At 46.6% G+C, this 14,826-nt stretch carries 15 protein-coding genes; 7 read left to right on the top strand and 8 right to left on the bottom strand.

The genetic code is table 11. The features are described 5' to 3' along the window. Positions 1-71 precede the first annotated feature (71 nt). Entirely contained in the window at positions 72-1,565 is a 1,494-nt protein-coding gene (locus tag HU147_RS06500; protein ID WP_224075483.1) for a glycine betaine uptake BCCT transporter, read from the top strand. A gap of 106 nt (positions 1,566-1,671) precedes the next feature. Continuing rightward, positions 1,672-3,111, top strand: a complete 1,440-nt coding sequence (locus HU147_RS06495) for a Glu/Leu/Phe/Val family dehydrogenase (protein ID WP_224075482.1) — start codon at positions 1,672-1,674, stop codon at positions 3,109-3,111. Positions 3,112-3,149: 38 nt separating this feature from the next. On the opposite strand, the gene HU147_RS06490 is transcribed toward HU147_RS06495, so the two are convergent. Next, a complete protein-coding gene (locus HU147_RS06490) occupies positions 3,150-4,067 on the bottom strand; it encodes a catalase family peroxidase (protein ID WP_224075481.1) in 918 nt (305 codons plus the stop codon). Between the two features lie 362 nt (positions 4,068-4,429). On the opposite strand from HU147_RS06490, the gene HU147_RS06485 reads away from it, so the two are divergent. Beyond that, positions 4,430-6,847, top strand: coding sequence for a bifunctional diguanylate cyclase/phosphodiesterase (locus HU147_RS06485; RefSeq protein WP_224075480.1), 2,418 nt, complete (start codon positions 4,430-4,432; stop codon positions 6,845-6,847). A 181-nt stretch (positions 6,848-7,028) separates the two neighbouring features. Here HU147_RS06485 and HU147_RS06480 read toward each other — a convergent pair whose 3' ends face one another. From HU147_RS06480 to HU147_RS06470, 3 genes are read right to left on the bottom strand one after another with little or no spacing between them, the layout of a single operon-like run. Beyond that, positions 7,029-7,547: an ABC transporter permease gene (locus HU147_RS06480; RefSeq protein WP_317985495.1), complete on the bottom strand. Its 519-nt coding sequence runs from the start codon at positions 7,545-7,547 to the stop codon at positions 7,029-7,031. Further along, entirely contained in the window at positions 7,544-7,807 is a 264-nt protein-coding gene (locus HU147_RS06475) for a hypothetical protein (protein WP_224075478.1), read from the bottom strand. Before HU147_RS06475 ends, HU147_RS06480 begins: the two co-directional genes overlap by 4 nt. Beyond that, the gene (locus HU147_RS06470; protein WP_224075477.1) at positions 7,800-8,729 is read right to left on the bottom strand and encodes an ABC transporter ATP-binding protein; all 930 of its coding nucleotides are present in this window, start codon (positions 8,727-8,729) and stop codon (positions 7,800-7,802) included. The genes HU147_RS06475 and HU147_RS06470 overlap by 8 nt, the downstream gene beginning before the upstream one ends. Positions 8,730-8,903: 174 nt before the next feature. On the opposite strand from HU147_RS06470, the gene HU147_RS06465 reads away from it, so the two are divergent. The 3 genes from HU147_RS06465 (at position 8,904) to HU147_RS06455 (ending at position 11,301) form a co-directional block, all read left to right on the top strand. Then, positions 8,904-9,173 (top strand): GNAT family N-acetyltransferase, encoded by a 270-nt coding sequence (locus HU147_RS06465; RefSeq protein ID WP_224075476.1) that lies wholly within the window; start codon positions 8,904-8,906, stop codon positions 9,171-9,173. A 115-nt stretch (positions 9,174-9,288) separates the two neighbouring features. Beyond that, positions 9,289-10,554 (top strand): erythromycin esterase family protein, encoded by a 1,266-nt coding sequence (locus HU147_RS06460; RefSeq protein ID WP_224075475.1) that lies wholly within the window; start codon positions 9,289-9,291, stop codon positions 10,552-10,554. A 51-nt stretch (positions 10,555-10,605) separates the two neighbouring features. Continuing rightward, positions 10,606-11,301, top strand: coding sequence for a hypothetical protein (locus HU147_RS06455; protein WP_224075474.1), 696 nt, complete (start codon positions 10,606-10,608; stop codon positions 11,299-11,301). Between the two features lie 46 nt (positions 11,302-11,347). Here HU147_RS06455 and HU147_RS06450 read toward each other — a convergent pair whose 3' ends face one another. Next, positions 11,348-12,028 carry a hypothetical protein gene (locus tag HU147_RS06450; RefSeq protein ID WP_224075473.1) on the bottom strand — a complete coding sequence of 227 codons (681 nt, stop codon included), beginning with the start codon at positions 12,026-12,028 and terminating at the stop codon, positions 11,348-11,350. A gap of 133 nt (positions 12,029-12,161) precedes the next feature. On the opposite strand from HU147_RS06450, the gene HU147_RS06445 reads away from it, so the two are divergent. Beyond that, positions 12,162-12,461: a hypothetical protein gene (locus HU147_RS06445; RefSeq protein ID WP_224075472.1), complete on the top strand. Its 300-nt coding sequence runs from the start codon at positions 12,162-12,164 to the stop codon at positions 12,459-12,461. Between the two features lie 19 nt (positions 12,462-12,480). On the opposite strand, the gene HU147_RS06440 is transcribed toward HU147_RS06445, so the two are convergent. From HU147_RS06440 to HU147_RS06430, 3 genes are all read right to left on the bottom strand, one after another. Then, the gene (locus tag HU147_RS06440) at positions 12,481-12,675 is read right to left on the bottom strand and encodes a hypothetical protein (RefSeq protein WP_224075471.1); all 195 of its coding nucleotides are present in this window, start codon (positions 12,673-12,675) and stop codon (positions 12,481-12,483) included. Between the two features lie 98 nt (positions 12,676-12,773). After that, entirely contained in the window at positions 12,774-13,724 is a 951-nt protein-coding gene (locus HU147_RS06435) for an ATP-grasp domain-containing protein (protein ID WP_224075470.1), read from the bottom strand. Between the two features lie 11 nt (positions 13,725-13,735). Continuing rightward, positions 13,736-14,794 (bottom strand): LLM class flavin-dependent oxidoreductase, encoded by a 1,059-nt coding sequence (locus tag HU147_RS06430; protein WP_224075469.1) that lies wholly within the window; start codon positions 14,792-14,794, stop codon positions 13,736-13,738. Positions 14,795-14,826: the final 32 nt, after the last annotated feature.

Raw genomic sequence — 14,826 nt, 5'->3', positions numbered from 1 at the left:
TTTAGTTGACTCTGTCAATTATTTTCGCTAACCTTATAAGTTATATCTGTTTAAACCTTAAAGGAGGAAGTATGAAAAAAGCTTCGAAAGTATTTTACATCACGTTTGCCCTAGTCATTTTGACCGTCGCATTTGGCGTCATTGCCCCGCAAAGCTTCGAAAAAGCAACCGGCAGCATCCGCAGCTTCATCGATACAGGCTTCGGCTGGTATTATTTGATGCTCATGGCGATTATTTTAATTTTGACCTTTATCATCATCATCAGCCCCTACGGAAAAATCCGTCTTGGGAAAGACACAGACCGTCCGGAATTCTCGACCATTTCCTGGATTTCCATGTTGTTCTCAGCTGGAATGGGAATCGGGCTGGTGTTTTACGGCGCTTCTGAACCGTTGAGCCATTTCGCCGTACAGCCTGCAACTGCTGAACCCGGAACCGATGCAGCATTCAAGGAATCGCTGCAGCGCACTTATTACCATTGGGGCATCCATGTATGGGCCATGTACGGGATCATCGCCCTGTCACTTGCATTCTTCCAGTTCCGCAAAGGGGAACCTGCGTTAATTTCATCAACACTGAAGCCGATTTTCGGCAAGAAAATGGAAGGGCCATTAGGAACACTTGTTGACGTGCTGGCGGTATTCGCTACAGTCTTCGGCGTGGCGACTTCACTCGGCTTCGGCGCTGCTCAAATTAACGGCGGACTCGCCTATCTTTTCGGTGTGCCGCAGAGTCCGACGAGCCAGCTTATCATTATCCTGGCCGTGACGTTCCTGTTCATTCTTTCGGCTTGGTCGGGTCTAAACAAAGGCATCAAATACCTGTCCAATACGAATATGGTATTGGCCATCATTCTCCTGATCTCAGTCCTTGTGCTCGGACCGACCTTGCTGATTCTTAATATGTTCACAGAAACATTCGGCAATTACATCCAGAATCTGATCAGCTTAAGTTTCCAGTCCGCGCCGCTTGATGCGGAAAACCGCTCTTGGCTGAATGCGTGGACCATCTTCTATTGGGCTTGGTGGATTTCCTGGGCGCCATTTGTCAGCATGTTCATCGCCCGCGTCTCCAAAGGCCGGACCATCCGTGAATTTTTGATTGGCGTGGTTTTGACGCCGACCATTTTTGGCGCTTTCTGGTTTTCGGCATTCGGCACGACTGCTATCGATATCCAAAAAAGCGGTGTCGATTTAGCCAGTTTCGCTACTGAGCAGACGCTGTTTGCCATGTTCAGTGAAATGCCGCTCGGTTTTGTTATGTCGATCTTCGCCATCCTTTTGGTCAGCACATTCTTTATCACTTCGGCCGATTCGGCGACGTTCGTCCTTGGCATGCAGTCGACCAACGGCTCACTGCTGCCGAGCAACCAAATCAAGGTTCTCTGGGGAATCGCGCAATCCCTGGTCGCAGCTATCCTATTATGGGTCGGTGGATTGTCCGCTGTCCAAAATACGATCATTGTCGCTGCACTGCCTTTCTCGTTTGTGATGATTTTAATGATCATCTCCTTATTCAAGGCGCTGAATGCAGAAGTGAAGTTAAGCAAAACAACCAAAAAATAAGATTAACGCCCTCCCTTTTCCATAATTGGGGGGGCGTTTTGCGTGCATAAATAAAAGCAGGAAGGGTATAGGAAGAATAATGAAAATACTTGGAGGTGTCTTGAACATGGACGGAAATATTAATTCACCGGGTGCCGGCACTGAAAACCCGACCGGCGTCGAAGAAGTTGAAGGGCAAACGCGGGCAATCATCCAGAGTTCGCTCAATGCGCTGCTCGACAGCAACACGTTCTTGCCTGAACTGAAAGACAATATGCGTGTACAAGCGTTCACTTCAATGAGTTCGATTCTTTCCACTCCGAACAAAATACATAAGTCGTTCCTGCGGGTTCCGCTCGATGACGGCAGTGTAGTTCGGATTCCTTCTTTCCGCGTACAGCACAATGATGCACTCGGCCCGTACAAAGGCGGCATCCGTTTTCACGAAAGCGTGAACGAAGAGGAAGTCGTCAACTTGGCCTTTTTGATGACGTTGAAAAACGCGCTGCATAATGTGCCATTCGGCGGAGGCAAAGGCGGCATCCTCCTGAATCCAAGGCATTACTCAGACAAAGAACTCAACTTGATTTGCCGCAAATATGTCCGGTATTTCTCCGATGTTATCGGACCTGACAAAGACATTCCTGCACCTGACGTTGGATCAGGGGAACGGGAAATGGACTGGATGATGGCCGAGTACAAGAGAATCAAACACGGATCTCCGTATCTCGGCAGTTTCACCGGAAAAAGCGTCGCGAACGGCGGATCGCTCGGCCGAAGAGAAGCTACTGGCAAAGGCGTTTACTTTACGTTCCGTTATTTGTTTTCGGACTATGTAAGAGAACATGCAGATGAATTGGCCGCTTCGGACAATCCTTTTGCTGCGACTGCTCTTGCACATGCGAACCGGCCATTGAAACTGGCTGTCCAAGGCTTCGGGAACGTTGGATCGGTTGCCGCGCTCGAAGCATATAACAGCACCGAAACCGACAATAAAGTCGTTGCAGTCAGCGACCGCAACGTGACGCTTTATAACGAAGAAGGTTTGGATATTCCGGCATTGATTGCATTCGCCAATACGAATCGCGGAGATTTGCCTTCTACCATTGATCAAATCGCCCAAACGGGTGTAAAAGCAAGCATTAAAGGCCGGGATAAACTGCTGACTTTGCCAGTCGACGTCCTGATACTGGCTGCTCTCGAAAATCAGATCCATGAAGGCAATATGCGGGAGATCCAGGCACGTGTCATCGTGGAAGGCGCAAATGCTCCGACTACGCAAGAAGCGGATGAATACTTGAGTGACCAAGGCGTCATCATCATCCCGGACATCCTTGCCAATGCCGGCGGGGTTATCGTTTCTTATTTTGAATGGCTGCAAGGCCGGGAAACCCAGTTCTATACGGAAGAAGAAGTATTCCGGCTGCTCCTTGCAAAAATGAAATCCACAATGGATATTATTCTACCGCAATTTTTCGGGGATCCTTTCCCACTCCGCCAAAATTGCTTCATCCATGCCGTGATGAGATTGACAACCGTCTTATACCGCCAAGGAAAGCTGTATTAAATAAAAAACGTTGAAGCCGAATACGGCTTCAACGTTTTTTATTTTTCGCTGTTTCTCCGTTCCTGAGAAATGGAATACGCCGCTTTTCGGAAATGGAGGATTTGGTCTTCTGAACACTCGATTCCTTCTGTTACAGCGGTCGGATCAAATTTTCGATCACCTGCTTCTGGAGCAGGCTTAGCCGAAATCGTCAGTTTCCCAACGGTAAGCTTGTGCCGTTCTTCCGGCCAGGCAACTGTCGGATCATCGGTCGGATCGCCTTCTGCCCCAATGACAATATTTAACCGGAAGCTGACCGGCTCTTTCTGCAGACGGTCTTCAAGTTCCCATTCGTAATAACCGAATGGCAGTGAGCCGGCATCTTTCGGCGTTAAAGTTTCCACTCCGGCATCCGGTTCCCATTCATACTTGATCGGCAGCCGGTTCCCGTTCTTGTCGATAAAGTAAAAAGCGTGGATGGAATGATAGCGCCCTGTCGCAAAACTGGCGGGCGCATGCATTTTCTGCACGATTTTAATGGCTGCCCGGCTTTCCGGATATTGGATCAACAGCTTGGCTAATTCGCGAAGCCGCGGCTTCCCTTTTTTGAATGAAGTTACAACGCCCAGAATCTTAGTAAAAGCTTCCGGGGTTTTAGCCAAGAAAATAGGGGAATTGACCCCCACTATATTCGTTATGCTCCCGTCCGGCAAGAGAAACTGCACGGCCAGCCCTTTTACCGGCGACATGACGTCCGTCCAGGTGGGATCCGGGGAGCTATGGGAAAATCGGGCAAGTGCCTTTACTTCCCCCCCTTGCAGATGCGGCGCCGTTGTATATTCTGCCCCGAAGCCGTTTGCAGAGAATACAGCTTCATAAATCACTCCTCTGGCATGGGCACGCCGGTATTCACGATGTTCCCCAAACACTTTCTCTATCCGGTCTACTGCGGTTTCAGCTAATGGTTTCTTTTCCATGTCCTCACCTCTTACCCCGTGCTATACCCTTTTTTAAAGCAACTTAAAAACTGTCGGCAATTAATTATATTCCTGTGTTTACGGAGTCAAATCTTTCCAAAATCTTATATGCCTCAACCACATTCACCAGCACTTGCAGCTGGATTTTCTTTTACTTCCCTTTTACTTTTTTATTAATTTAACAGCCAAATAATTTTAGAGAATTCATATTAAGAAAGCTGCTAGCCAATAAATTCTGATTGTTTATATGTTATTATATGTAAGTAAAATTTTCATCTTCAATAGCAACTTTTCAAAATTTCGTTAGAAAACTGATTTCAAATCACCAAATAAATATAATTTAGGGAAGCGTTGTGAATGTAATGGAAAATTTAGCAGACACTTATAATCTACCTTTTGTATTCTTTTCAATTTTAATCGCTATTTTTTCTGCGTTTGCTGCGTTTTACGTCAGTGGCCGGGTCAAAACTGCCAAAGATGCCGCACGCCTTCGTTGGATACTGATAGGCACTTTTGCCCTAAGCCTTGGCATTTGGACAATTTACTTTATCGGACACCTTGCTTTTAATTTCCCGGTGGCAGTGACTTATCAATTGAGCATGGTCAGCTTATCAATTATTCCCGTACTGATTTCTGGCGCAATCGCCTTTTTTATTATCAGCAGACCTGAGATTACCCGTAGATCCGTATTCATCGGAGCTTTTTTTATCAGCATAGGAATCGTTTCCATGCATTACATAGGAATCAAATCCATGCAAGCCGAAATATCCTTTGCCTATGATCCAATCATCTGGATTCTTTTGGCTGTCATTGTTTTTGTAGCTTCTATTCTTAGCTTATACCTTCTGTCTTACTTATCGAATGTACCAAGATTTTATCGGGAAAAATTCATAACCGCCATTCTCGTCGGCCCAGCTGTAGCGGGTATTCATTTCACCATAACGGCAGCCGCCTTTTTTTCCGCTACTCAGCAATATATGGACTTTTCACCTTCTTCAATCGACAGCAATATATTGATATACGGTGTCGGAGCATGCCTGTTTATTCTCTTTGGAATAGCATTTAGCAGCCTGTGGATTAAGAAGAGAATAAAAACACATTCAAAAGAATCTGAGTTGAAATTTCAATCCGTTATTGAATCCGTGAACGATGCCATTATTGTTGCTGATGAACAAGGGATGATCATTCAATGGAATCATGGAGCCCAATTAATTTTTGGGTATTCCACTGAGGAAATGCTGGGGTCAAATATCAACTTGGTTATACCGGAGCGCTTTAAGCGAGCACACAATGAAGGAATGAAAAGATACAGCCAAACAAAAATACAGCGGGTCATTGGAAAGACCATCGAAATGACCGGCTGCAAAAAAGACGGCAGTGAATTTCCCTTGGAAATGTCTTTAGGGGCCTGGGAAACAGAAAAAGGAATTTTTTACAGCAGCATCATACGAGATATTACAGAGCGCAAGCTGGCAGAAAAGAAAATGAATGACTTGGTTTATCTCGATCCTTTAACGGGGCTCCCGAACCGCCGCCGTTTCAATGAACGATTAACGGAAGTAATGGCGCTAGCCAGGGAAAACGGCTCCACATTTGCCCTCTTTTATATGGACTTGGATCAATTCAAACTGGTCAATGATACGCTCGGCCATTCAACAGGCGATCTTTTACTGCAAAAAGCCGGCGAGCGGCTGCAGCTTCAACTTCCCAATAATGCCATGCTTTCCCGCCAAGGCGGCGACGAGTTTGTACTCTTATTGCCCGGTGTTAATTACAAGAAGGCTGCAAATTATGCGAAAAGAATGGTTGATGCGCTCAATGAACCGTTTGAATTTGGGGGCGAAGAAGTCTTTACAACTCTTTCAATCGGCATCAGCTTGTATCCTTCGGATGGAAAGGATGTTGAAACCTTAACCAAACATGCGGATATCGCCATGTACCGCATGAAGGAAGAAGGCAAAAACGGCCTTCAGTTTTTTACACAAGATATGAGAGAAGCAATTTCCAGGAAATCCAAACTGGCAAACGGGTTAAGAAAAGGAATGGAGCAAGGAGAATTTTCGGTTCAATACCAGCCGCAAGTCAGCCTGCTGACAAAGGAAATCATTGGAGTAGAGGCTCTTGTCCGTTGGAACCATCCGGAATGGGGCATCATTTCTCCTAACGAGTTTATTCCGATTGCAGAAGAAACCGGAATCATCATTCAAATTGGCGAATATGTTTTGCAGGAGGCTTGCCGGCAAAACAAAGCATGGCATGATGCTGGATTGCCTCCGATTCGCATAGCCGTCAACATGTCTGCCCGTCAATTTTCACAAAAAAACCTGGCCGAAATTGTAGAAAATGCATTAAAAGCAGCGAGATTAGACCCGCACTATTTAGAACTTGAACTGACAGAAAGCATTATTCAAAGTTCCCCTAGCGCCGTCGCCACAATGAACAAATTAAAGTCAATGGGCATTCATTTATCGATCGACGATTTTGGGACCGGCTATTCTTCCCTGAGTTATTTAAAGTTATTTCCCATTGATACATTGAAAATCGATCAATATTTTATACGAAACATTGAAGTTGATCAAAAAGATGCGGCACTGGTCAAGACAATTATTCGTATGGCACATGACTTGGAGCTGAATGTGATTGCAGAAGGTGTTGAAACCAAGGAACAAGTGGATTTCCTGAAAACCCATCGGTGCAACCAAGCGCAAGGATATTATTTCAATCGTCCTCTTCCGTCCCAAAAAATAGAAGAAATTTATCGGAAAGCCAAAACTTATTGACCCTATGCCAGTCACCTGCACCAGACAGGAAAAGCCAAGTACACCGTTCCGTTTTCATTTTTTCCAATTTGAACCTCAACTCCTGAATTTCAGGAGTTTTTTTTCGTTTAAAAAATCGGCTTTTATGGTCTTTAAATAAAACCAGACAAAAGTTAAAAGCTTCCTTCTGATATTGATTTTTTTATTGATGATCGGCCCATAGCCACCAGCTAAATGTCGCTCCAATCCCTGCCATACTGGTCAATAGGATAAGCAGCAGGCTGCTCCATGGTAAAGTCGGCTCCTCTCCTGCAATGCCGCTGAATAGAGCCGGCACTGCCCAAGGGAAATATTGGCCGTAGCCAATGGCCGCTACTACTTGGGCCACCACCACCATGAAAATGACAAAACCAAGCGGTGCAAGATAACCCTTCCCCCAGCAGGCAACAAAAGCGGCAGGTGTGCTAAGCGCGATGGTAAGCAGAGTCGTAACAAGCAGTACGATTAATCCATCACTCAAACTAGACCTTGACCAGCCTGGAAGACCGATAAGAAAGCCGAGCAGTATACCAACGACCGCTACATGGATGCTTAATAATAGCGCGGTGGCAAAAACGGTGAAAAACTTAGCCGCTGCGATGGTCGTCCGGCGGTAAGGGAGAGCCAGCAAATCTTTCAGCGTGCGGTCGGTGTATTCTCTTCCAAATACCCAACTCGTCACAAAGCCGAAGACCAGAATTCCTCCGACAGCAATGATTTGCGCCAGCATACTGAAATAAGCCGGCCAATTCGCCTCTCCCAGAATCTGCGCTTTGCCCCTACCAAGCCGGAACTTTCTGCCAAATCCGGGTTCTTCAAGATGAACATGAAAAAACCAGCCATTAACGGAGCCACAGTAAATGCAGCAAACGTCACCCAAATCATTTTGGATTTGCGGACTTTCATGTTTTCGGCCCAAAACGCCACCCATAAATTACTCATCATGCTCCGCCCCTTTCCTGCCGATTGCCCTTAAGAAATACGACTCGAGATCCTCTTCTTCCACCATCATCCGGGTTGGTGGACATCCTTGTTTAACCAGCAAGCGGGCGATATCGTTCGGATAGTGGATTGCATTCGTATCATAGCTTTCAATCAATCCTTTTGCGTTTAAAAAGCTATGGATGCCAGCCTCCGACAAAATCGATTGTGCTAGATCTTTTCGCCGGGCATCCAGAATCAAACGCTGTTTTAAGAGCCTGTTGAGTTCTGTCGACTCCATTTCCTGCAGCAACTTGCCTTCATGGATGATGCCGATTTTATTGGCGACTTTTGCCACTTCGCTCAGCAGATGGCTGGAGATGAAAATCGTCTTTTTTTCATTCATGGCCAAATGCTGAAGAAGTTCCCGCACTTCAACGATGCCTGCAGGATCCAACCCGTTGACCGGTTCATCCAGGATTAAAATATCGGGATTGTGCAACAGGGCTTTGGCAATTCCGAGACGCTGAGCATTGCCTAAAGAGAGATGTTTTGCTTTCCTGTCGGTATACGCAGCGAGCTGGAGCTGCTCAATGACCCTCGGCACAGCCTGAGAGTCAGGAATTTTGCGAAGCCGGCGAAAGATCTCTAGATTTTCGTTTACGGTCAATTCCGGATACGCATATGGCGTTTCCACCAGATAGCCTACTTTCTCCCATAAACTGTAGTTTGATAATTTCACTTGCTGCCCGCTTAAGTAGCAGCGCCCAGAAGTCGGCCGGATCATGCCGAGCAACATGCGGATGGTGGTCGTCTTTCCTGAACCGTTTAGGCCGATAAAGCCGTAAATTTCGCCTTTTCCGACTTCCAACGAAACTTCATCAACTGCACGGAAGCCTTTGTAATGCTTTGACAAGTATTCGGTTTGAATCATGCTCTCCATGAAGCTTCCCTCCTTTTACGCTTGACTTGAACTTACTCCTCACTGGCTTTATGCCCACAGTATGATCTTCCCAGACTGAAAATTCAATTCTTTTTCCAAACAAACCCAAGTACTTGAATAACTTCTGCCAAACCGGGAATACAGAAAGGAAAGCAAATCAAAGGAGGCAGCTGAATGGATATCAAACAAGACAATAATCGATTCGTCGTCGTGAAAGATTCAGAGGAACTTGGATTTATTTCGTATGTACCAAATGGTGATGTATTGACGGTGGACCACACCGAAGTTTCGCCGCAGCTGGAAGGGCAAGGCATGGGAAAAAAACTGGTCGAGCAAGTCGTGCAATATGCACGCAATGAAGGAAAAACCATTGATCCGCAATGCCCATTCGCTCACTCTGTTATTGAAAAAACTCCCGAATTTCAAGATGTCTTAGCAAAATAATTCGGCACCTGCTTTTTAGCAGGTGTTTTTTATTTGTCTTTTTCCAGCTCTTGTTTTAGATGTGCAGATGCGGGAACAGTAGGAGTAACAAGCGAGCTGGAAAGGAGTTTTCCACGTGGAACAATCACTTGAAGAAGCGGTCAGAATACACGCCCAACCATTTGATTCTCCCGCAGACTTATCGCCGATTATTGAAGCAATTGGCGACGCCAAAATTGTCATGCTTGGAGAAGCAAGCCATGGAACTTCCGAGTTTTATACGGTCCGTGCAGAATTATCCAAACGCTTGATTCAGGAAAAAGGCTTTTCACTCATTGCGGTAGAAGGCGACTGGCCATCTTCCCAGCAAGTCAATCGCTTCATAAAAGGCTATGGGCATAGCGGAAAAACGGCGCATGAAGTGCTGCAGGCTTTTACCCGTTGGCCGACCTGGATGTGGGCCAACGAAGAAATTGCAGAGTTTATCGATTGGCTGAAACTGCATAATGAACATAGCGCAACAAAAACCGGATTTTATGGCATTGATATTTACAGCTTGTGGGAATCCATGGATGAGGTTGTCCATTACCTGACCCATACCAACCCGACCGGGGCCGACCTGGAACTCGCGAAAAAAGCTTTTTCCTGCTTTGAGCCATTCAACCGGGAACCGGAAGGCTACGCCATCTCTTCAGCGAACTTCTCCACCGTTTGCGTGGACGAAGTGTCGAAACTGCTGGCTTCCATACGGGCAAACGAAGAGCAATACCGGGACGAACAAGAAAACGGACTCAACTTGGAAATCAATGCATTGGTTACAAAAAACGCGGAAGATTACTACCGGGCCATGGTCAAGAGCGGCAAAATATCCTGGAACATCCGGGATGAACATATGGTTGAAGCGATCAACGAAGTCCGTGATTATCACGGAAAAGACGCCAAGATCATCATTTGGGAACACAATACCCATATCGGCGATGCGAGGGCAACCGATATGCGAAATGACGGCATGCTGAATGTCGGACAGGTCCTCCGTGAACAAAACCGGCCGGAAGACGTTTTTGCGGTCGGCTTTGGCACATATGAAGGCACCGTCATTGCCTCCCAATCCTGGGGCGTTCCGTATGAAGTGATGGCGGTCCCTCCTGCCCGCATTAACTCGTGGGAAGAAATTCTGCACCGCACCGGCGCCCACGATAAATACCTGCTGTTCGATTCCGGCAACTTTTCCTCCTTCGACCGCTGGACCGGACACCGGGCAATTGGAGTCGTCTACAATCCGGAACATGAAGCGTACGGCAATTACGTCCCTTCCCGCATCGCAAGCCGCTATGACGCCTTTGTATTCATTGACCGGACCAAGGCCTTAATTCCATTGGAAATCCAAAACACTGTTGTGTAAATAACACTGGAGAACCCTGCACGGGGCAATAGAAGAAAGGGGTTAGCTACCATGAAAAAAACCATGTTTCTCTTCTTGTTTGCTGCAGCTGCCGTTCTGCTCGTGCTATTTAGTTTTCAAAGCGACATATGGAACAATCCGTTGAAAGAAAGTGTGCAATCTGAAGATGGCCTGTCAGCCGATGGCAACAAAGTCGAAGCCGGAGAAAAAGAGGGAAAAGCATCAACTAAAGAAAATTTTGAAGAAGAAAAAGAAGTCGTTGTCCAAATTGAAGGCATGGAAGAAAAAGTGATCATGCACTTAAACAAAGGAAAAGATTGCGCTTACGTCATTTACATTGATGAAGAGCGCTACAAAATGGTGAGCGGCGAAGGCGATAGCCCGGATGCCATTACCACTAAAGAAGCCCTTCCCGAGAATTTCCCGGAAGTGTCCATGACCATCGAACAAGTGCCGGATACCGCACCGGAAGTTTTAGTGGAGGAATTTGAAGCCGAATTGAAAGTGGAATTTCCGGATTTGCGAGAAGTCGAGCAGGTGACGGAACCGGTAGAAGGCTACCAGCTTCACGGCATTGCGAATGGCGGTCAGCAATGGAATGACCCGGTCGTCCATGCCTACGTCATCAGCAACGGCCAATCCGGAAGTTTCGTCATCACCGAACGCTATTTCCTTGAAGCAGCCGAAGGACACGGTGCCCGCTTCTATGCGATGCTGAAGGAATTCCATATCGTTGAACCCGAATAAAAGCAAAAAGGATGGCCCAAGGGCCATCCTTTTTAAGTCTTCTTGCTTACAGGTCGCTGTCGGTACTGTTAAGAGAATACAAGTAATTCCAGCTGTCGGATTTGTATAAGGCGTGGAAAGTCAGTTTGTCGCCTGTTCCCATGGTGACAATGTCTTGTTCGATTGCAATGACCATTGCCATTGCCCCGTTATCCAAGTTTAAGTAAACGTCTCCGATAGAAGGCTTGATTGCATTTTCTTCTCTCAGCTTTTCTTCCAATTGGGCGTCTTCTTCCAATTGTTCAGGTGCGACTTTTGATTTGTCCAAATACGTGATGTCATTGCTGCCTGGTTCTTCGCCCGGCACCATGACAAAGAATTCCTTGAACTTCACCGTATTTTGGCGTGTGGTCACTACGTCTTTTCCTTCGACCGATTCGACTTTTTCAAATTCATTCAGCGAATAATGGTCCATGTAATCCGGATCCGGCTTTGTGATGAAAATATAGCCGCCTGGCTCTGCCGGAATATCGTCCCGAAGCGTATAACGCGCTCCCAGGAACAGGAACGAATCCAGGTGTTTCGGTTTGTAGTACGAGACCTGCTCTGCTTTGCTCGCTACTTGTTCCATGTCTTTTAACCGGAACATCAAGACGGATTTTTTCGCTAACGGCTTCACGGAGTAGACTTTATGTAACTCGTTGTTAAAATAGACGAGTTGTCCCTTTCTCACTTGAAGTAATTTCATTTTTTACCCTCCGATGCTATCATTTCTCTCGGCTTCATTCTAGAGGAAAAAACAGCATAAGTCCATGCATCCACTCGAATTGTCTCGCCGGATATGGTATAACGGACAAAGAATCTGTGAAAGGATGTGCCTTATGGAATTTGAAAACCGCGATGAATACATCATCAAGAAATACCAGCAGGATGAAGACACGATGATTCGCCTCTTTGTGCATTGGTGCCACAACCACGACCTTGATCCTGTTGCGCTGTATACACGTGCTTATCCGCATCAGCCTGCAAATGAGGCGCTTTTGAACGTGGTGGAAGAAACGAAAACAGATCCGGCAGAAATTGAAGTCGGTACCGCAACTATGCTGGAAGTTTTACAGATTTTCGGAAACGACGACTTGGCTTTCGTAGTAGCGGAAGAAGCAGAAAAAAGTAAAGATTGAGTGCACCGGCACCCGACCTTTACTTTTTTCTTTTCCGAAGTTCTTTTGCCTTATTTTCAATATAGCTTGTCCGCAGATTTTCATAGCGGTTTGAAGCCACCTTGCTGTAGATCTTATCAAAACGCGAATCGTCTTCCGCCGGCTCCGCTGCTTCTTCTTCCAGCTCTTCGGCTTCGACTAGCTCTTCCTCATTGCGTTCTTTCTCCATAATCATCCATTCCTTTCTCGATTAAATCCCGTTACTTAATTTTCCCCTTAACCCATTCGCCTTAAACCAAAAAAAGCATCGCTGATTTCAGCGATGCCCGTGCTTTATGCAGTAACTTTTGCGCCTTTTAGCTCTTTGCCAAGGAAGGTTGCAAGTTCCAACATGCCGTATGTGCCATGAGCAGCTTCGGCATCTGCATTGTAATTGGTATTTGTGTTGACATCATATGTGAAAATATCGCCTTCTGCATTGCGGATAAACTCGATTCCCGCAACTGCAATCCCGTTTTGGCGAAGGAATTCTTCATATTTGGCAAGAATCGGATCATCGAATCCTTCCACCACTTGGAATTTCGGTTTTTCTTCCACTTGTTCGCCAACCGGGCAGAACAAATCGTCGATTCGGCATGCATCTGCGGGGCACAATTCAAAGCCCTCTGACGTATCCACTTGTACGGCATAGACAAACTTGCCGCCGACAAATTCACAGCGCGTGATAAACGGCTCCGGCGCCTGGATATATTGCTGAACCAGGGTGATGCCGTCGATTGACGGTTCAAAACCGCCGCCGTTCAAGTATTCATGCAAAGCTTCCATTGAATGGAATAATTGCACGCCAAGGCCTTTACCGGCACGGTTGTGTTTAATGATGAAAGAAGACTCGCCAAGTTTTTCTGCTGCCTTCACAATTTGCTCTTTGCCGTTGGCAGCAATCGTTTTCGGTGTTTGGATGCCGGCAGCGTTCAATGCCATATACTGATTGACTTTGCTGACTTCCAAACGCAAAGCGCGGCTGCCGTTAAAGACTTTTCGGCCATGGTGCTCAAGCCAGGCAAGCAAGGACTCCGTCAATTCCGGTGCGTATCGGTGCCCTCTTGTATGAGAAGACGCACTCATCCGGCTGTAAAATACACCTTCCGGCGGCGCTTCGGTCAAGTCGACCAGGCCTTCATTGATAAACCAGTCTTCGTATGGCAATTCCAATTCATCCAGGCGTTTAAAAAGATGTGTTGTCCATTCTTCATTTTCGTGAATTACATATATTTTTTCAGTCATGTGGGTTCCTCCTAATTAGACAATGTTTCCAAAGCTCGCCGTTTCTCTTCTACCAGCGGCATTACCTGTTTCGAAAAGCGTTCCATTTCTTCCAGCTGCGGCGAGAATTGCAGCAGCAGCAAATCCAGTCCCGCTTCTTCGTAAGCCAGAATACGGTCGGCAATCTGTTCCGGTGTACCGATCAAATTCGGGCGCAAGCCGCGGTTCGATACGGAATAGTCCTCCAGCTTCACTTGCTGTTCCAATTGTGATTTTGAAACAAAATCGTTGTAGCCGACATAGCCGCTGGCATCTTTCATATCGACGATGCGGGCATATTCCGCTTTCACTTCTTCTTCGGTATCACGGCAAACCACATAAGCGGCCATGCCGAACGATTGCAGCGGCGCTTTTCCGGCTTCTTCGCGCAGCTTTTTCATGTCTTCAACTTTTGCTTTGATTTCTTCTACCGTGCCGCCATGCATAACGTACGCATCACACGACTCCACAATCGACTTTTTGCCGCGCGGACTTTCTCCGCCAGCGTAAAGAATCGGATTGGGTGTTTGGACCGGTTTCGGCTCCAAGCGTGCGTTCTGGATATCGTAGTACTTTCCTTTAAAAGAAAATTCCTTTTCGGTCCACATGCCTTTGACGACTTGTAAAAATTCGTCTGTGCGGTCATACCGCTCATCGTGCTCGGTGAATTGCCCGCCGTACTGGCGTGCTTCTTCTGCCCACCAAGCGGACACGACGTTCAGTGTAAAACGGCCATTTGAAATCCGGTCAATATTGGCGGCCATTTTGGCTGTGACAGCCGGATTGTGGAAAGCCGGGCGGATCGCTGTCATGATTTCGATTTTCTCCGTTACAGCTGCCAAGGCAGCCGCTGTAGACCAAGCTTCCAGTGAATCGGCTTCCATCCCTTTTATATCGTTCAAGTTCAGTTCAGCGATCAAGGTGGTATCGTAGCCCCATTTTTCAGCTGACTGTACGACTTGTTTGGCATAATCAAATGTTGCCGGCATCTTCTCATCTTCTACATTGCGTAGCCATCCGCCGAAAATCGGCAGCCAAAACCCATATTTCATCCTCATTCGCTCCCTTTACTTATAAAATCTCA

Origin of the sequence: Planococcus chinensis (assembly GCF_020071995.1) — a bacterium.
Classification (GTDB): Bacteria; Bacillota; Bacilli; order Bacillales_A; family Planococcaceae; genus Planococcus; species Planococcus chinensis_A.
The sequence above is the reverse complement of the archived record's forward strand: the minus strand, read 5'-3'. Positions and strand labels throughout refer to the sequence as shown.